The sequence below is a fragment of the Rhodanobacter sp. B2A1Ga4 genome (genome assembly GCF_018101315.1).
Taxonomy (GTDB): Bacteria; Pseudomonadota; Gammaproteobacteria; order Xanthomonadales; family Rhodanobacteraceae; genus Rhodanobacter; species Rhodanobacter thiooxydans_A.
On the sequence record NZ_JADBJR010000001.1, the window covers coordinates 924,911 to 940,862 of the forward strand.

A 15,952-nucleotide genomic window follows, 5' to 3' on the forward strand; every position below is an offset into this window, starting at 1 on the left:
AAAATAATTAATTAAGCCGAGTGATGTATACCATACCTGGCCTCGTTCACTGCGCATGCTGGACGCAGCACGCCGCGCCACGCTTGGTCTCGCCGGGAACGCACCTGCAACTTTGCCGATTGCCCTGCTTGCATAGGCCTGTTGGGCTACCCTGGCTATCAGCTGATAGAACGCTCATCCCGATGCTCACTTGCCACCATTAGCAGCAAGCTGCTGCTTTGCATGAACACGCATCTGGATAGCATGAAGTCTTTGCGCATTGGCATTTAGTTCAGCACGTCCACCTGGCCGCTTTTGGGCTTCCAACTCATACCATCGCTGATCCCGATCTGAAAACTGGCGACCGTCTGTCATCGCACCATTGCCACGATACAAACGAACAGATCGCACTTTCTCCCTCAACGAGGTGAGACTTGAAAGGTCGAATACCGCTGCGGGTTCCTCAGTTTTGCCAAGTTGTCGCCAAGCATCGCGAGCCGCGCGCTCGTTGGCAGCCATGACCCAGGCCTGACGAATGGGGTGCTGAGCGTCATGTGTGACAAACATGCACGAAAACCGTCGCGTGCCAGCATGACCAAAAACATTCCGCACCACATAGGCGGGCGCAGCTTCGGCAGTCTCGATCCACTCATCAAGCCCCGTTTCACTCACGACGACAAGTGGCTCCCATTGATACTGTTCTTCAACGATTTCGGATGCCTGTTCTGCGGTATCTGCGATTGCCACACCGTTGAGTATGGATCGTCCATGATCTGGGGTTCCCAGGACCATCCACACCTGATCTGGTGTGAGATCCGGTTCGTTGTTGAGCAACCAGGAAGACGGCTTCGCCGCACCGGTGGTTGGCGTCGTGGCCAGGCTCATGAAGGGAGACCCTTTCTTCAGCCCAACAAAAGACCAGGAATTACCAAGGACGTGGCGGAACAAGCGTGCGGCCTTCGAGATGGGGCGGATGGTCATGATGGATGTCCTCGATAGTTCAGTATTGATGCCCAGCCGCCACACGATTCCTCCCTGCTGGGTGCTTACAGAGACCGTTCGGTCTCGGTTCATGCCTCCAACCTAGGCCAAACCCGCGGCTCGTCAAGGGCTGACGGCAGGTTATTTCCGGTTTTCTGCAATCCCGATCGAGGACCTTGGCCCAGTCCTACCGAGTAGCTCCATCTCATACACAGCAACAGCACCAGATGGGGCGTGAGCCGCCAGGCGCACCTACTCTTCTGTCTTCGTCCAACCGGCTGGGCCGATGGTTAGGCCGCCCCTACCCCTGCGGCCCGGGCAGGATGACCAGCCGCTTGTGTTACTTCCGCAGGTCATCCAGCGCCCATTGGGCGAGCGCCAGGATCATGCCGTTGAAGCGGTAGGTGCTGGGGCCCATGGCACGCGTGACACGGCCTCGAACATCCTCCGGCACACTGACACGCCGCCGTCCCTTGATGTCGAAGGCCGGCAGCGCCGCAGTGAGGGCGAGGCGGGTCTTGCCCCTGGTCGGCCTCTCCGTCCAAGTGCAGACCGGTTCTTGCTTGCCGTCTCCAACGCTGGAACCACCGCTTCAACGAAGGCGAAGGGCTCGAGCACGGCTCGAGCGGCCACACCGTGCGGAAACCCAGCAGATCGTCGCGCCGCAGCCAAAGGTGGTCGGGCAGATCGCCATGGCCCTCATCGCGTGCGTCCCTGGCAGCTCCAGGGGCGCGCTTGGGCTCGGGAAGGGGGAAGCCAGGGAAAATCCCGGGGGAGACATGAAGAGCCACGGGAAGCCATGTGGGAAGCCATGGCGGGGCCTTGGGGGGAGACATAGGGGAGACATGATCGTCCCCTAACAATTAACAACAGGCACTTAGGGAACCTAAGTGCCTGTTTTAATTGGTGGGCCGTGAAGGATTCGAACCTTCGACCAATTGATTAAGAGTCAACTGCTCTACCAACTGAGCTAACGGCCCAGGAAACCTGGGTTGAAACTGGGGTGGATGATGGGATTCGAACCCACGACAACCGGAATCACAATCCGGGACTCTAACCAGCTGAGCTACATCCACCATCGACCTGATACTGGTGCGCCAGACAGGACTCGAACCTGCAACCGTCGGCTTAGAAGGCCGATGCTCTATCCGGTTGAGCTACAGGCGCAGTCGCTGCAGGCAGAACGTCTCGCTGGTCGGGGTAGAGGGATTCGAACCCCCGACTTTTGCGTCCCAAACGCAACGCTCTACCAGACTGAGCTATACCCCGCTTTCGAACCACCGGCCATGCCATCACCGGAGCCTTGAAATGTTACGGGTGCCGCTTCGCTCAGTCAATCCGTATCGAAGCACACCTTGTGTTTCTTCATCACCGTTTTCGCGGGGAGCCGTACAGGTCTCCCGTTGAAAACAAAACGGGGTGCAGGCACCCCGTCTCACAGAATAAAAATGGTGCGCCCGGAGAGATTCGAACTCCCGACCACCTAGTTCGTAGCCAGGTACTCTATCCAACTGAGCTACGGGCGCACTGAAAAATCTTTGCTTCGCAAGCAGGATGTCTGCACATCGAAGCTGTTGAAGCAAGGAGCGGAATTATTCAGGCTCCGCCCGCTTGCGTCAACCCTTTTCGTGAAATTTCTTCACCGAATTTCTCATGTCCTGCGGATGGCGGCCTGCCGAACGTCATTCCCTCACGCGCCGCCCGCAGCGGGGGCACCACAGGAAATCCACCCTTGCACGAAGAGGGCGGCCAGCGGCCGCCCTCTTTACACTGCATCGAATGGCCGTCCAAACGGCGTCAGCCGTCGAGACTGGTCCGATTCTGCGGTGCCGGATCGCCAACCTTGCCGACAGTCGAGTCGGCGCCACCCTTCGGCGGCGGAGGCGGCGGCGTGGCCCCGGTCGAGGCGTTTTTCGTCCAGTCAGCCGGAGGCCCAGGCACACGCCCAGCCATGATGTCGTCGATCTGCCGTGCGTCGATCGTCTCGTACTGCAGCAAGGCCTCGGCCATGGCATGCAGCTTGTCGAGGTTCGCGGTCAGCAATTCCTTGCTGCGCGCATAGGCACGATCAAGGATGCCGCGCACCACCTCGTCGATCTTGCTGGCGGTCTCGTTGGAGATGCTCTTGTGCTGGGTCACCGAGCGGCCCAGGAACACCTCGTCCTCGTCCTCGCCGTAGGTGATCGGACCCAACTCGTCGGAGAGGCCCCACTTGGTCGCCATGTTGCGCGCCATCTTGGTGGCCCGCTCGATGTCGTTGGAAGCACCGGTGGTGACCTTGTCGTTGCCGAAGATCAGTTCCTCGGCCACGCGCCCGCCGTACAGCGAGCACAGCTGCGACTGGATCGCCACGCGGTTGATGCTGTACTTGTCGCCCTCAGGCAGGTACATGGTGACGCCCAGCGCACGCCCGCGCGGGATGATGGTGACCTTGTAGACCGGGTCGTGCTCGGGCACCAGCCGGCCGACGATCGCATGGCCAGCCTCGTGATAGGCGGTGAGCTTCTTCTCGTCCTCGCTCATCGCCATCGAGCGGCGCTCGGCACCCATCAGGATCTTGTCGCGCGCCTTGTCCAGGTGGCTCATGCGCACTTCGCGCGCGTTCTCGCGCGCGGCGAACAGCGCCGCCTCGTTGACCAGGTTGGCCAGGTCGGCACCGGAAAAACCGGGCGTGCCGCGTGCAATGGTCATCGCGTCGACGTCGCTGGCGATCGGCACCTTGCGCATGTGCACCTTGAGGATCTGCTCGCGACCACGCACGTCGGGCAGGCCCACCACCACCTGGCGGTCGAAGCGGCCCGGGCGCAGCAGCGCCGGATCCAGCACGTCGGGACGGTTGGTCGCGGCGATCACGATGATGCCTTCGGTGCCCTCGAAGCCGTCCATCTCGACCAGCAGCTGGTTCAGCGTCTGCTCGCGCTCGTCATGACCACCGCCCAGGCCGGCGCCGCGATGGCGGCCGACCGCGTCGATCTCGTCGATGAAGATGATGCACGGCGCGTGTTTCTTGGCCTGCTCGAACATGTCGCGCACGCGGCTCGCGCCGACGCCAACGAACATCTCGACGAAGTCGGAACCGGAGATCGCGAAGAACGGCACCTTGGCCTCGCCCGCGATGGCTTTCGCCAGCAGGGTCTTGCCGGTGCCGGGCGGGCCGACCATCAGCACGCCGCGTGGAATCTTGCCGCCGAGTTTCTGGAAGCGGCCCGGATCGCGCAGGAACTCGACCAGCTCGCCGACCTCCTCCTTCGCCTCGTCGCAACCGGCGACGTCGCTGAAATTGACCTTGATCTGGTCCTCGCCCTGCAGCTTGGCGCGCGAACGGCCGAAGCTCATCGCGCCACGACCACCGCCGCCGGACTGCATCTGGCGCATGAACCAGATGAACACGCCCACGATCAGCAGCACCGGCAGCCAGCTGATCAGCAGGCCGATCAACGAGAAGCCCTCGGACGGATCCTGGCGAACCTCGACACCCTTGTCCTGCATCTGCTTGACCACCGCATTGGTGGAGAAGCCGAGCATCGGCGCGACCGTGCGGAACGCGCTGCCGTCCTTCAGCTTGCCGCTGATGGTGGCCGGCTGGTCGGCACTGATCGTGGCGTTGGCGACGTTGCCGTTGTCGACACTCTGCACGAACGAGCTGTAAGGCAGGTCGGACGAGGCCGCGCCATGCGGATTGAAGCTCTGGAACACGGTGAACAGGACCACCGCGATGATTACCCAGAGCAACACATTTTTAGCTGTTTCGTTCATGCACGGTTCTCGCCCGGTGACACCGTGGCAGGCTTGCGGCCCACCGCCAGTGCGTACACCTCACGCGAACGCGCGCGGGAGGCCTTAGGTTTACGCATGGTTACGCGGGTGAAGTCCGCGCGCAAGCTGCGCAAGTAATCGTCAAAGCCGACTCCCTGAAACAACTTGATCAGGAACGAGCCGCCCGGCTTGAGCCACTGCCGACTGAAATCCAGCGCCAGTTCGGCCAGAGCCATCGCCCGGATCTGGTCGGCCAGCGCCACACCACTCATATTGGGGGCCATGTCGCACAGTACAAGATCCACCTTGAGCCCTTCCAGGCGCGATTCCAGCTCCTGCAGCACGGACTCTTCACGGAAGTCGCCCTGCAGGAAATCCACCCCGGCGATGCTCTGCATCGGCAGGATGTCCAGCGCGAACACCTTGCCGCTGTCGCCCATCCGGTTGCGCACCAGCTGCGACCAGCTGCCCGGCGCCGCGCCAAGGTCGACCACGTTGATGCCCGGCTTCAGCAGGCGGTCGCGCTCGAGCAGTTCCTCCAGCTTGTACACCGCACGCGAACGCAAGCCCTCGGCCTGGGCTTTCTTCACATATTCGTCATTGAAGTGTTCGCGCAGCCAGACTGCGCTGCTCTTGCTGCGGGCCATGTCGTCACAGTCGCCGATTGGGGAACGGGATGGCGCATGATACCCTTTGCCGTTCATTTACCGCGAATCGAGCACCCGCGCATGGCCCTTTCCTCCTCGCAGATCCGCTACCTGCGCAGCCTTGCCCATGACCTGAGCCCAGTCGTCCTGCTCGGCAACAAGGGCGCCAGCGAAGCCGTGGTGAAGGAACTGGGCCAGGCGCTGGACATCCACGAGCTGGTCAAGGTGAAGCTGTCCGGCGGCGACAAGGACGAGCGGCAGGCCCAGATCGACGTGCTGACCGGAGGCACCGGGGCCGAAAAGATCCACCAGATCGGCCATGTCGTCGTGCTGTTCCGCCGCAACGCCGACGAGCCGAAGATCGCCCTGCCACGCTGATGGACCTGTCGCTCGAACGTCCCGAGGGTTATCTCTACGTACGCCGCGTCGGCGCGCGTGGGGTCACGCTGATCGACCGCGAGCTCACCAGCAGTTTCCTGCTCGCACCCGATCGGGCGATCGAGAACTGGCCGGTCACCGCCGCCGACACGCTGGACGCCAGTCATGTCGAAACCCTGCTGGCACTGCAACCCGAACTGGTGATACTGGGCACCGGCGAGCGCCAGGCATTCCCGGCTGCCGCGTTCATGGCCGGTTTCCTGCGCAAGGGCATCGGCATCGAAGTGATGGACAACGCCGCTGCCGCACGCACCTACAACCTGCTGGCCGGCGAAGGGCGGCGGGTGGTGGCCGGGTTCATCCTGCCGCTGGCCTGATCGGCCGGCGCCGCGATCAACGCGGCGGCAGATAGCCCAACGGATCGACCGGGTTGCCGTCCTTGCGGATCTGGAATTCCAGTTCGTTGCGGGTGGCGCCGGTCGAACCCATCTCGGCGATCTGCTGGCCCATGCTGACCCGCTGACCTTCCTTGACCAGGCGCTTGCGATTGTGGCCGTAGGCGGACAGGAAGCTGTCATTGTGCTTGATGATCACCAGCTCGCCGTAGCCGACCAGGCCGTTGCCGCTGTACACCACCACGCCATCGGCGGCAGCGCGTACCGGGTCGCCGGACTTGCCCGCGATCTCGATGCCGGGAATCGCGTCGCCACCCTGGAAACGCCCCACCAGGCTGCCATCGGCCGGCCAGCGCCATTGCACGCTGCTGACCACACGCGAGACTCCCGCAGGCGGCGGCGAGGGCGCCGGCATGGTCGCCGGCACGGCGGCCGGCATGCCCGCCACCGGTACCACGGCCGTCATTGTCGCAGCGACGGCGGGCGCAGCCGACTTTGCCGGTAGTGGCACGCTCGTCGGAGATGTGGCCGGCACGCTCGCAGACGCGGCCGCCGATGGATGCGCCGGCGGCAGCGTGGCCGGTGCGGCAACCGGCTCGAATACCGGCGCCGATGATGCCGCGGGTGCCGACGCGGGTGCCGACGCCACCGACGCACCGCCGACATGGCCAGGCGTGGCAGTCACCGGCCCGGCGGCAGTTTTTGCCGGTGGGGAAAGCGTCAGTCGCTGTCCCGGCCAGATCGTGTATGGCGCGGCGATGCCGTTCCACTGCGCCAGGTCGCGGAAATCCACGCCCTTGCGGAACGCGATCGAGTACAACGTGTCGCCCTGCACCACGGCATAGCTGCCGCCGGGAATCGGCGTGCGGGCCGGCGCCGTCGTGGCGGTGACAGGGCGGTGGTCGTCGTAGCCGCCGGCCGCCGGCTCCACCACGACCGAGCTGCGCATGGTGCCGCAGGCGGCAAGCAGCACGGTCACGGCGAGGGTTGCCAGCCACTGGAGATATCTATCCATGCGCACCAGCATACCGAGGCGGGCGGTCTTTTTCATGCGACGCCACTCCGCGGGGCAACGCCGCTCAACGCAGCCAGAACCACCACACCAGCAGCAGGGCCAGTATGGCCAGCGCGGCCCAGCCGATCCATTCGACGTACTTGTGCAGGATCCGCTCGGCGCGTTCACCGAACAGGCGGATCAACAACGCCAGCAACCACACGCGCTTGCCGCGACCGAGCCCGATGCAGGCCAGGAACGGCAGGATCGGCACGCCGATGATGCCGCACGCCCAGGTGACGAATTTCATCGGCACCACCGGCTGCAACGCGGCCAGGATCAGCACGCCGTACATGCCCCAGTGATGCTCGACCATCTGCCGGCTCAAGGTCGCCACGCCCTGCTCGATCGGCGCCAGCAGGTGCAACGCGTCGAGTACCGGCCGCAGGGCATGGAACGCCCAGTGGCCCAGCACGTAGCCCACCAGTGCGCCCAGCAGCGAGAACAGCAGGCTGATGTTGGCGAAGAAGAACGCCTTGTGCCGCTTGCCCAGCATCATCGGCGCCAGCATCACTTCCGGTGGAATCGGGAAGATGAACGACTCGACGAAACTCAGCCCGGACAGGTAATACAGCGCCCTCGGCTCGCGTGCCCAGCTCAGCGCACGCGCATACAGTGCCCCGAACAGACGCATCAGCCGATCCCGCCCAGCAGCGGCACGAAACTGACCGCGCCCAGTTCCTCCTGGATGAAATCGCCGTGGCCATCGCCGCGCATGCGGATCAGCGTCTGCCGGCTCGGCGAGCCGACCGGCGCCACCAGCACGCCGGTGGGGCTGAGCTGGTCGAGGATGCGGGTAGGGATGGTGTCGCCGGCGGCGGTGAGGATGATCGCGTCGAACGGCGCCTCGTCCGCCCAGCCGAGCTTGCCGTCGTCATAACGCGAACGCAGGTTGGTCAGGCCGAGCTGGCGGAAGCGCCGGCGTGCCTGGCGCAGCAAGGCCTCGATCCGCTCCACCGTGAACACCTGCGGCACTAGCGCCGCCAGTACCGCGGCCTGGTAGCCGGAGCCGGTGCCGATCTCCAGCACCTTCTGCGGCATGCCGAACTCCAGCAGCGCCTCGGTCATGCGCGCCACCACCCACGGTTGCGAGATGGTCTGGCCGTGGCCGATCGGCAGTGCGTCGTTTTCATAGGCGCGCGAATGCAGCGCCTGGTCAATGAAGTGATGGCGCGGCAGGTCGCGGATCACCTCGATCACCCGCGCGTCGCGGATACCGCCCTCCTTCAGGGTCGCCGCGAGGCGATCACGCGCGCGTTGCGAGGTCATTCCCTCGCCTTTCAAGTCCGCGGCAGGCAATGGATACGTGGTCATGGCTCAGGCCGCCTCGTCGTTGCTGGTGCGGCTCACCGCCATCGCGTCGCTCAACGGCTGCATCCAGCTGCTGACCTTCTCCAGTGCCTGGAAGCGGGTCAGGTCGACATGGATCGGCGTGACGGAAACAAAACCACGTCGCACCGCATTGAAGTCGGTGCCGGGACCGGCGTCGTCCACCTCGCCGGCCGGACCGATCCACCAGATCGGCCGCCCGCGCGGATCGGTCTGCGCGATGCACGGCGCCGCACGATGGCGGCGACCGAGCCGGGTCACCTCGAAGCCTTCGATTTCCGCCCACGGCCGGTCCGGCACGTTGACGTTGAGGATGGTATCGGCCGGCAGCGGATCGACCAGCAGGCGCTGCATCAGCAGCAGCACCGCCTTCGCCGCCGAGTCGTAATGCTCGCCCTTGTGGTCTCGGCTGACCAGCGACACCGCGATCGCCGGCAGCCCCAGGAAACGCCCTTCCATCGCCGCCGACACCGTGCCGGAATAGATCACGTCGTCGCCCAGGTTCGCCGAATTGTTGATGCCGGACACGACCATGTCGGGCTCTTCGTCCAGCAGCCCGGCCAGCGCCAGATGCACGCAATCGGTCGGCGTACCGGCGACGCGATAGTAACCGTTGCCCATCGGCAGGACGCGCAGCGGCGCATCGAGCGTGAGCGAATTGCTGGCGCCGGAACGATCGCGATCGGGCGCCACCACCGTCACCTGCGCCACTTCGCCGAGACGTTCGGCAAGCACGCGGATGCCAGGTGCATCCACGCCATCGTCGTTACTGACCAGAACTCGCATGATGCTCCATCGAAAACGGATTGCGGACACGCTTGTCCATGACCTCACGGCGCGCGCCACACCCGCCGAGTTTACCGGAGCGTGGCGCCGGTTTCACTGCGCCGCGATCTTCGCCTTCCCGTCATGCACCCGCTTTGACTTAGCATGCAGGCATGAAGCGCCGCCCACCCGCACCGGTCGATGACGACGACAGCCGCCTGTTCCGCGAGGCGATCGGCGATGTGCGTCCGCTGACCCCGGTGCCGGCGCCGCCAGCGGCTGCGAAACCCGCGCCGCACCCGCACATGCTGGAAGCGGACGAGGCCGCGGTGCCTGGCGAATTGCTGGACATGGCGTTCGACCCGGCCCTGCTCGAAGTGGGCGAGGAACTGGGCTACCTGCGCGACGGTTACCCGCCGAAGCTGCTGCGCCAACTCAAGCGCGGCCAGTTCAGCGTGCAGGACGATCTCGACCTGCACCAGATGAACGCCGCCGCCGCGCAGGCCAGCATCGTGGCTTTCCTGGCCGAGGCGAAGCAGCACGGCCTGCGCTGCGTGCGCATCGTGCACGGCAAGGGCCTGCGCTCGAAGGCCGCCGGACCGGTGCTGAAAGGCCTCACCGACCGCCTGCTGCGCCGGCGCGACGACGTGGTTGCGTTCGCTTCGGCGCGGCCCGCGCTGGGCGGCACCGGCGCGGTGATCGTGCTGCTGCGTTCAAGCTGACTTTCCCGACACACCCGGACCATCGCGTCACAAACGAGGATCTCCCATGCGCCCACCTGGCCAACGTTTCCTGATGATCTATTCCGGCGTGCTTACCGCCGTCTTTGCCGCCACGGTCCTGGGCGCCGCCGTCTCGCGGACGAAGTTCGACACGCTGGACGTGCAACGCATCAACATCGTCGAGCCCGACGGCACGCTGCGCATGGTGATCGCCAACCACGCCCGTCTGCCAGGCATCATCGTGAAAGGTCACGAACAAGCCTTCGACCGCCCGCAGGCGGGCATGCTGTTCTACAACGACGAAGGCTCGGAGACCGGCGGCCTGATCTTCGGCGGGCATCGCAACGCCAGGGGCGAGGTGGTGGATTCCGGCGGCAGCCTGTCGTTCGACCGCTACAACGCCAACCAGGTCGTCCAGTTGCTCGGGGTGGACGACCACGAGGATCGCATGGCCGGCCTGGCCGTATCGGACAGCCAGGAGAGCGGACAAGGACATCGGCGCATCTGGGTTGGACGCGACGACGACGGTGTCGCCAGGCTCGCCCTGATGGACGGCGCCGGGCGCAAACGACTGTTGCTGGAGGTGCCCGACACAGGCGCGCCGAGCCTGACTTTCCTGGACAGCGACGGCAAGGTCATGCAGCGCATCGCGCCAGTCGCCGGTTCAAGCGGCAGTCGATGAGGCCAGCTCGCGCACGACCACCGTGGCATACGCGCCGGCCGGCAGCTCGAACGACAGTTCCAGCGCATCGTCACCCAGCCAGCGCCAGCGCAGGTCGTTCGGCAGCAGCCGCAGCGGGCGGCGTTCCTGGTCCATTCGCGCGGCCGCCAGACCGGCGGCCAGGTCATCGTTGGCGGCACCGATCTCGCGCTCCAGCGCGCCCGCCTCGCCCTGCGTGGGTGGCTCGCCCTGTCCCCACAACGGGCCGGACGGATGGATGTCGGCACGCGCCAGCCGCTCGGCCAACGCGTCGGTGAACGGCTCCGGACCGAACCAGGAACGCGAACCGGCCAGCGACCAGATCTCGCCTTCCAGCGGGCTGTCCCAGACGCCACGCTCGACCCGTGCCGCCAGCACGCTGTTGAAGATGTGCGAACGCGCCGCCGACAGCAGGAACGACCGCTTGTCGCGATCCACCCGGCGCCCGCCGAACATCGCCCGCGCCTGCGCCACGTTGCCGCCCTCGCGGCCGAAACGCTGCTCGCCGTAGTAATTCGGCACCCCGCGCGCGGCGATCTGCGTCAGCACCTGTTCGGCCGCCGCATGGTCGCCCTGCACCTCGCGCAACACCAGCACGAAACGGTTGCCGCGCAGCGCGCCGCGTTTGAGCTTGCGCGAATGCCGTGTCGCCGCCAGCACCTTTACTTCCGCATGCGGAAACGCTGACCAGTCCGGGTCGGGCTTGCCGGCCAGTTGCACCGAGAAGGTCTGCCGGGTCACGGCATGGCGATCCTTCATGCCCGCATAGCCCACCGCGACCTGCGGCACGCCGGCAAATTTCGCCAGCTCGCGCGCGACCCAGTCGGTATTCGCCCCGCGCTTCTCCACCCACAGCAGGGCATGCTCGCCCGCGCCATCGGCGTCGTAGCCGAGGATCTCCTCGACCTGGAAGTCCTCGGGAGCGACGCGCAGGCGGGCGGTCAGTGGCGGTTCGCCGAAGGCGTACGGAAGTTCGGACATGGCATGCTCAACGACAAGGGATGATCCAGCGCGTGCGGATCGGGTGGTTCACATCAGGAAAATCGTGGCCAGGCCAAGGAAGATGAAGAAGCCACCACTGTCGGTCATCGCGGTGATCAGCACGCTGGAGCCCAGCGCCGGGTCACGGCCGAACTTCGTCATCAGCACCGGGATGCCGACACCGGCGAACGCCGCCAGCAGCAGGTTGAGCGTCATCGCCGCGGTCATCACCAGGCCCAGCGACACGCTGTCGTACAGCACCCACGCCACGACGCCGATCACCCCGCCCCAGATCAGCCCGTTCAGCAGCGACACGGTCAGTTCCTTGCGCCACAACCGTTTCGCGCTTTCGGCGGTGATCTGGTTCAGCGCCAGCGCGCGCACGATCATGGTGATGGTCTGGTTGCCGGAGTTGCCGCCGATGCCGGCCACGATCGGCATCAGCGCGGCCAGCGCCACCAGCCGCTCGATCGAGCCCTCGAACAGGCCGATCACGCGCGAGGCGATGAAGGCGGTGACCAGGTTGATCGCCAGCCACGACCAGCGGTTCTTCAGCGAGGCCCACACCGAGGCGAAGATGTCTTCTTCCTCGCGCAGGCCGCCGCGGCTGAGCGCTTCGCTCTCGCCTTCCTCGCGGATCACGTCGACCATCGCGTCGATGGTGATGCGACCGATCAGGTGGCCGCGCTCGTCGACCACCGGCGCGGTCACCAGGTCGTAGCGCTCGAAGGCCTGCGCCACGTCGTACGCGTCGTCGGTGGGATGGAAGGTGTTGACGTCCGGCGCCATCACCGCGCTGACCATCTTCTCCGGCGGGTTCACCAGCAGCCAGTGCAGCGGCAGCACGCCGGTGAGCAGGTTGTCGTGGTTGATCACGAACAGCTTGTCGGTCTGCGCCGGCAGCTCGTCCCAGCGGCGCAGGTAGCGCAACACCACTTCCAGGCTCACGTCCTCGCGGATGGTGACCATCTCGAAGTCCATCAGCGCGCCGACCTGGTCGTCCTCATAGGACAGCGCCGACTGCACCTGCTCGCGCTGCTGCGTGTCCAGGCTCGCCATCAGCTCCGGCAGCATCGCGGTCGGCAGATCCTCGACCAGGTCGGCCAGCTCGTCCGCGTCCAGCGGCTCGACCGCGGCGAGGATCTCGTGGCGATCCATGTCAGCGATCAGCGATTCGCGCACCGCATCGGACACTTCCAGCAGGATCTCGCCGTCACGATCGGCCTTGACCAGCTGCCAGACCGCCAGGCGATCGTCCAGTGGCAGCGATTCGAGGATGAACGCGATGTCGGCCGGATGCAGCTCGTCCAGCTGCCGGCGCAATTCGGCCTGCGACCCGGCCGGTAGCGGGCTCTCGTCGTCGTGCCGGCGCAGCACCTCGACGATGGCTTCGAGCTGGTCGTGCAGCCTGCTGGCGGCGCTGCGGGCCTCTACTTCCGTCACACGCGTTCCAGCAGGACGCACGCCTGCGCGGCGATCCCCTCGCCACGGCCGCAGAAACCGAGCCTTTCAGTGGTGGTGGCCTTGACGCTGATGCGGCCGATTTCGCTGTCCAGGTCGGCGGCGAGGTTCTGGCGCATCGCCTGCGCGTGCGGGCCGACCTTCGGCGCCTCACCGATCACGGTGATGTCGGCATTGCCCAGCGTGTAGCCGTGCTGCGCCATCAGCATCGCCGCATGGCGCAGGAACTGGCGGCTGTCGGCATGGCGCCAGCGCTCGTCCGACGGCGGAAAGTGCTGGCCGATGTCACCCAGCGCCAGCGCACCAAAGATCGCGTCGCACAGCGCATGGATCACCACGTCGCCGTCCGAGTGCGCCACCACGCCGTGGCGATATGGCACACGCACGCCGCCCAGGGTGATGTGGTCGCCCTCGCCGAATGCATGCACGTCGAAACCCTGGCCTATGCGCATCATGCTGTCCTTGAAAGCAGGAACTCGGCCAGCGCGAAATCCGCTGCCGTCGTCACCTTGATGTTGTCCTCGGCGCCCTCGACCAGCAACGGCGCGAAGCCGGCCAGCTCCATCGCCATCGCCTCGTCGCTGACGTTCACGCCGCGTCGTGCCGCCTCGCGCAGCGCTGTCGCCAGTTGAGCACGCCGGAACATCTGTGGCGTGAAGGCGCGCCAGCGCAGGTCGCGCGGCTCGGTCAGCTCGCTGCGGCCGGCCGTATTCGCCCGCTTCAGCGTATCGCGCAGCGGCGCGCCGAGCAGGCCGCCGTCGGCCGCGCCGGCCCGTTCGATCAACTTGCCGATATCAGCCAGCCGCACGCACGGTCGCGCGGCGTCGTGCACCAGCACGAAATCGCCCGCACCCACCGACGCGGGCAACGCGTCGATTCCGGCCAGCACCGAATCGCTGCGCTCGGCCCCGCCGATCGCGGTCAGCACCGGCTTGCCGTTGAGCGTGCCGATGCCGGACCAGTGCGCATCGGCCGCCGCCAGCGTCACCAGCAGGCCGCCGATCCGCGGATGCGCGGCGAGCCGTTCCAGCGTGTGCGCGATCAGCGGCCGCCCGGCCAGCGGCAGGTACTGTTTCGGGCAGTCGCCGCCAACCCGGGTGCCGCGCCCCGCGGCCGGCACCACGCACCACAGCGTCGGCGCGCTCATGGCGATCCGGCAGGCGTGGCGGGTGGCGGTGGCGGCAGCGAGCTACTGCTGCGGGCCGGTGGTTCGACCACCTGGTAGAACACTTCGCCCGGCTTGATCAGCCCCAGTTCGGTGCGCGCCCGCGCCTCGACCGCCTGGTCGCCATGCTTGAGGTCCAGCACGTCGGCGCCGACCGCCTGGTTGCGCTGCAGCAGCCTGGTGTTCTCATCGGCCTGTTTCTTCACCGCCACGCGCAAACTGTCTACCTCGTGCATGCTGCCGCTGCCGGTCCACAGCTTCAGCTGCAGTCCGATCAGGAGCAGGATCAGAACCAGGGCGATCCAGCGCAGCATGGGCGGCCGTTCAGCCCGGCAGGCGGGTCAGATTCGGAAACGCATCGCGACCGGCATAGCGCGCGGCCGAACCCAGCGCTTCCTCGATGCGCAGCAGCTGGTTGTACTTCGCCACGCGATCGCTGCGGCACAGCGAGCCGGTCTTGATCTGGGTGGCGGTGGTGGCCACCGCGATGTCGGCGATGGTGGTGTCCTCGGTCTCGCCGGAACGGTGCGAGATCACCGCCGCGTACTTTGCCGCGTCGGCCATGGCGATCGCTTCCAGCGTCTCGGACAGCGTGCCGATCTGGTTCACCTTGATCAGGATCGCGTTGGCGATCTTCTTCTCGATGCCTTCGCGGAAGATCGCCGGGTTGGTCACGAACAGGTCGTCGCCAACCACCTGGATGCGATCGCCGATCGCATCGGTGAGCAGCTTCCAGCCGTCCCAGTCGCCTTCGGCCATGCCGTCCTCGATGGTGACGATGGGGTACTGCTTCGCCCAGCCGGCGAGCAGGTCGACGAACTGCGCCGAGCTGTACTGCTTGCCTTCGCCGGCCAGATCGTACTTGCCGTTCTTGTAGAACTCCGAGCTGGCCGCATCCAGGCCGAGCAGGATCTCGCTGCCGACCTTGTAGCCGGTCTTGTTCACGGCTTCGAGAATCGTGTCAATCGCCTCGACGTTGGAGCGCAGGTTCGGCGCAAAGCCGCCCTCGTCGCCCACCGCCGTGCTGAGGCCGCGGCCGTGCAGCACGCTCTTCAGCGCGTGGAAGATTTCCGCACCGGCGCGCAGCGCCTCGGCGAAGCTCGGCATGCCCACCGGCAGTATCATGAACTCCTGCACGTCGACGTTGTTGTCGGCGTGCGCGCCGCCGTTGATGATGTTCATCATCGGCACCGGCAGCGCGCCGGGCTTGCCATGCGACAGGTACTGCCACAGCGGCTCGCCGCGCGAGGCTGCCACGGCATGCGCCGCCGCCATGGAGACACCGAGCAGCGCGTTCGCGCCCAGCTTGCCCTTGTTCGGCGTACCGTCCAGCGCAATGAGTTTGGCGTCCAGACCCTTCTGGTCGGCCGCATCGAAACCCTTCAGCGCCCCGGCGATCACACCGTTGACGTTCGCGACCGCGTTCTTCACACCCTTGCCGCCGTAGCGCGACTTGTCGCCGTCGCGCAGCTCGACCGCCTCGCGCGAACCGGTGGAAGCGCCGCTCGGTACCGCGGCACGGCCGAAGCCGCCATCGGCCAGGGTGACTTCGGCTTCCAGCGTGGGGTTGCCGCGCGAGTCGAGGATTTCACGGGCGTGGATGCGGGTGATCTGGGTGCTCATGCGGTTTCCGTAAGCT

17 protein-coding genes and 5 tRNA genes are annotated in these 15,952 nt (G+C 65.9%); 4 read left to right on the top strand and 18 right to left on the bottom strand.

Features of this window, described 5'->3' with window-relative positions; all coding sequences use genetic code 11:
• Nucleotides 1-186: 186 nt before the first annotated feature.
• From IMW82_RS04220 to rlmE, 8 genes are all read right to left on the bottom strand, one after another.
• Nucleotides 187-960, bottom strand: coding sequence for a hypothetical protein (locus IMW82_RS04220; protein ID WP_211003935.1), 774 nt, complete (start codon nucleotides 958-960; stop codon nucleotides 187-189).
• Nucleotides 961-1,864: 904 nt separating this feature from the next.
• Nucleotides 1,865-1,940: transfer RNA gene (locus IMW82_RS04225), tRNA-Lys, on the bottom strand.
• 19 nt (nucleotides 1,941-1,959) lie between these two features.
• A tRNA-His gene (locus IMW82_RS04230) sits at nucleotides 1,960-2,036 on the bottom strand.
• A 14-nt stretch (nucleotides 2,037-2,050) separates the two neighbouring features.
• A tRNA-Arg gene (locus IMW82_RS04235) sits at nucleotides 2,051-2,127 on the bottom strand.
• A gap of 25 nt (nucleotides 2,128-2,152) precedes the next feature.
• Nucleotides 2,153-2,229, bottom strand: a tRNA-Pro gene (locus IMW82_RS04240).
• 180 nt (nucleotides 2,230-2,409) lie between these two features.
• Nucleotides 2,410-2,486: transfer RNA gene (locus IMW82_RS04245), tRNA-Arg, on the bottom strand.
• Between the two features lie 271 nt (nucleotides 2,487-2,757).
• Nucleotides 2,758-4,716: an ATP-dependent zinc metalloprotease FtsH gene (ftsH, locus tag IMW82_RS04250; RefSeq protein WP_211003936.1), complete on the bottom strand. Its 1,959-nt coding sequence runs from the start codon at nucleotides 4,714-4,716 to the stop codon at nucleotides 2,758-2,760.
• Nucleotides 4,713-5,363, bottom strand: coding sequence for a 23S rRNA (uridine(2552)-2'-O)-methyltransferase RlmE (gene rlmE, locus IMW82_RS04255; RefSeq protein ID WP_211003937.1), 651 nt, complete (start codon nucleotides 5,361-5,363; stop codon nucleotides 4,713-4,715). Before rlmE ends, ftsH begins: the two co-directional genes overlap by 4 nt.
• An 81-nt stretch (nucleotides 5,364-5,444) precedes the next feature.
• On the opposite strand from rlmE, the gene yhbY reads away from it, so the two are divergent.
• Nucleotides 5,445-5,741 carry a ribosome assembly RNA-binding protein YhbY gene (gene yhbY / locus IMW82_RS04260; protein ID WP_108473010.1) on the top strand — a complete coding sequence of 99 codons (297 nt, stop codon included), beginning with the start codon at nucleotides 5,445-5,447 and terminating at the stop codon, nucleotides 5,739-5,741.
• Nucleotides 5,741-6,118, top strand: coding sequence for an Mth938-like domain-containing protein (locus IMW82_RS04265; RefSeq protein WP_211003938.1), 378 nt, complete (start codon nucleotides 5,741-5,743; stop codon nucleotides 6,116-6,118). The genes yhbY and IMW82_RS04265 overlap by 1 nt, the downstream gene beginning before the upstream one ends.
• Nucleotides 6,119-6,134: 16 nt before the next feature.
• On the opposite strand, the gene IMW82_RS04270 is transcribed toward IMW82_RS04265, so the two are convergent.
• The 4 genes from IMW82_RS04270 to surE are packed head-to-tail and all read right to left on the bottom strand — an operon-like array spanning nucleotide 6,135 to nucleotide 9,305.
• Entirely contained in the window at nucleotides 6,135-7,163 is a 1,029-nt protein-coding gene (locus tag IMW82_RS04270; protein WP_211004301.1) for a peptidoglycan DD-metalloendopeptidase family protein, read from the bottom strand.
• Nucleotides 7,164-7,215: 52 nt separating this feature from the next.
• Nucleotides 7,216-7,824: a VTT domain-containing protein gene (locus IMW82_RS04275; protein WP_211003939.1), complete on the bottom strand. Its 609-nt coding sequence runs from the start codon at nucleotides 7,822-7,824 to the stop codon at nucleotides 7,216-7,218.
• A complete protein-coding gene (locus tag IMW82_RS04280) occupies nucleotides 7,824-8,504 on the bottom strand; it encodes a protein-L-isoaspartate(D-aspartate) O-methyltransferase (protein ID WP_108473014.1) in 681 nt (226 codons plus the stop codon). Before IMW82_RS04280 ends, IMW82_RS04275 begins: the two co-directional genes overlap by 1 nt.
• A 3-nt stretch (nucleotides 8,505-8,507) precedes the next feature.
• A complete protein-coding gene (surE, locus tag IMW82_RS04285) occupies nucleotides 8,508-9,305 on the bottom strand; it encodes a 5'/3'-nucleotidase SurE (RefSeq protein ID WP_211003940.1) in 798 nt (265 codons plus the stop codon).
• Between the two features lie 152 nt (nucleotides 9,306-9,457).
• Here surE and IMW82_RS04290 point away from each other — a divergent pair, with 152 nt between their 5' ends.
• Both IMW82_RS04290 and IMW82_RS04295 read left to right on the top strand, forming a co-directional pair.
• Nucleotides 9,458-10,006 (top strand): Smr/MutS family protein, encoded by a 549-nt coding sequence (locus IMW82_RS04290; protein ID WP_211003941.1) that lies wholly within the window; start codon nucleotides 9,458-9,460, stop codon nucleotides 10,004-10,006.
• Between the two features lie 46 nt (nucleotides 10,007-10,052).
• A complete protein-coding gene (locus IMW82_RS04295) occupies nucleotides 10,053-10,688 on the top strand; it encodes a hypothetical protein (protein WP_211003942.1) in 636 nt (211 codons plus the stop codon).
• Here IMW82_RS04295 and truD read toward each other — a convergent pair.
• From truD to eno, 6 genes are read right to left on the bottom strand one after another with little or no spacing between them, the layout of a single operon-like run.
• Nucleotides 10,671-11,687 (bottom strand): tRNA pseudouridine(13) synthase TruD, encoded by a 1,017-nt coding sequence (gene truD / locus IMW82_RS04300; protein WP_211003943.1) that lies wholly within the window; start codon nucleotides 11,685-11,687, stop codon nucleotides 10,671-10,673. The genes IMW82_RS04295 and truD overlap by 18 nt on opposite strands.
• Before the next feature lie 48 nt (nucleotides 11,688-11,735).
• Entirely contained in the window at nucleotides 11,736-13,130 is a 1,395-nt protein-coding gene (gene mgtE, locus IMW82_RS04305) for a magnesium transporter (protein ID WP_211003944.1), read from the bottom strand.
• On the bottom strand, nucleotides 13,127-13,600 hold the full coding sequence (gene ispF, locus IMW82_RS04310; RefSeq protein ID WP_211004302.1) for a 2-C-methyl-D-erythritol 2,4-cyclodiphosphate synthase: 474 nt from the start codon (nucleotides 13,598-13,600) through the stop codon (nucleotides 13,127-13,129). The genes mgtE and ispF overlap by 4 nt, the downstream gene beginning before the upstream one ends.
• Nucleotides 13,600-14,295 (bottom strand): 2-C-methyl-D-erythritol 4-phosphate cytidylyltransferase, encoded by a 696-nt coding sequence (gene ispD, locus IMW82_RS04315; protein ID WP_211003945.1) that lies wholly within the window; start codon nucleotides 14,293-14,295, stop codon nucleotides 13,600-13,602. The genes ispF and ispD overlap by 1 nt, the downstream gene beginning before the upstream one ends.
• The gene (gene ftsB / locus IMW82_RS04320; protein WP_108473022.1) at nucleotides 14,292-14,627 is read right to left on the bottom strand and encodes a cell division protein FtsB; all 336 of its coding nucleotides are present in this window, start codon (nucleotides 14,625-14,627) and stop codon (nucleotides 14,292-14,294) included. The genes ispD and ftsB overlap by 4 nt, the downstream gene beginning before the upstream one ends.
• 10 nt (nucleotides 14,628-14,637) lie before the next feature.
• Nucleotides 14,638-15,936 carry a phosphopyruvate hydratase gene (eno, locus tag IMW82_RS04325; RefSeq protein ID WP_211003946.1) on the bottom strand — a complete coding sequence of 433 codons (1,299 nt, stop codon included), beginning with the start codon at nucleotides 15,934-15,936 and terminating at the stop codon, nucleotides 14,638-14,640.
• Nucleotides 15,937-15,952 lie beyond the last annotated feature (16 nt).

Bases quoted from the DNA above. Each gene is read 5' to 3' on its own strand.
- IMW82_RS04220 (WP_211003935.1), bottom strand. From the start codon at position 960: ATGACCATCCGCCCCATCTCGAAGGCCGCACGCTTGTTCCGCCACGTC.
- ftsH (WP_211003936.1), bottom strand. From the start codon at position 4,716: ATGAACGAAACAGCTAAAAATGTGTTGCTCTGGGTAATCATCGCGGTG.
- rlmE (WP_211003937.1), bottom strand. From the start codon at position 5,363: ATGGCCCGCAGCAAGAGCAGCGCAGTCTGGCTGCGCGAACACTTCAAT.
- yhbY (WP_108473010.1), top strand. From the start codon at position 5,445: ATGGCCCTTTCCTCCTCGCAGATCCGCTACCTGCGCAGCCTTGCCCAT.
- IMW82_RS04265 (WP_211003938.1), top strand. From the start codon at position 5,741: ATGGACCTGTCGCTCGAACGTCCCGAGGGTTATCTCTACGTACGCCGC.
- IMW82_RS04270 (WP_211004301.1), bottom strand. From the start codon at position 7,163: ATGCTGGTGCGCATGGATAGATATCTCCAGTGGCTGGCAACCCTCGCC.
- IMW82_RS04275 (WP_211003939.1), bottom strand. From the start codon at position 7,824: ATGCGTCTGTTCGGGGCACTGTATGCGCGTGCGCTGAGCTGGGCACGC.
- IMW82_RS04280 (WP_108473014.1), bottom strand. From the start codon at position 8,504: ATGACCACGTATCCATTGCCTGCCGCGGACTTGAAAGGCGAGGGAATG.
- surE (WP_211003940.1), bottom strand. From the start codon at position 9,305: ATGCGAGTTCTGGTCAGTAACGACGATGGCGTGGATGCACCTGGCATC.
- IMW82_RS04290 (WP_211003941.1), top strand. From the start codon at position 9,458: ATGAAGCGCCGCCCACCCGCACCGGTCGATGACGACGACAGCCGCCTG.
- IMW82_RS04295 (WP_211003942.1), top strand. From the start codon at position 10,053: ATGCGCCCACCTGGCCAACGTTTCCTGATGATCTATTCCGGCGTGCTT.
- truD (WP_211003943.1), bottom strand. From the start codon at position 11,687: ATGTCCGAACTTCCGTACGCCTTCGGCGAACCGCCACTGACCGCCCGC.
- ispF (WP_211004302.1), bottom strand. From the start codon at position 13,600: ATGCGCATAGGCCAGGGTTTCGACGTGCATGCATTCGGCGAGGGCGAC.
- ispD (WP_211003945.1), bottom strand. From the start codon at position 14,295: ATGAGCGCGCCGACGCTGTGGTGCGTGGTGCCGGCCGCGGGGCGCGGC.
- ftsB (WP_108473022.1), bottom strand. From the start codon at position 14,627: ATGCTGCGCTGGATCGCCCTGGTTCTGATCCTGCTCCTGATCGGACTG.
- eno (WP_211003946.1), bottom strand. From the start codon at position 15,936: ATGAGCACCCAGATCACCCGCATCCACGCCCGTGAAATCCTCGACTCG.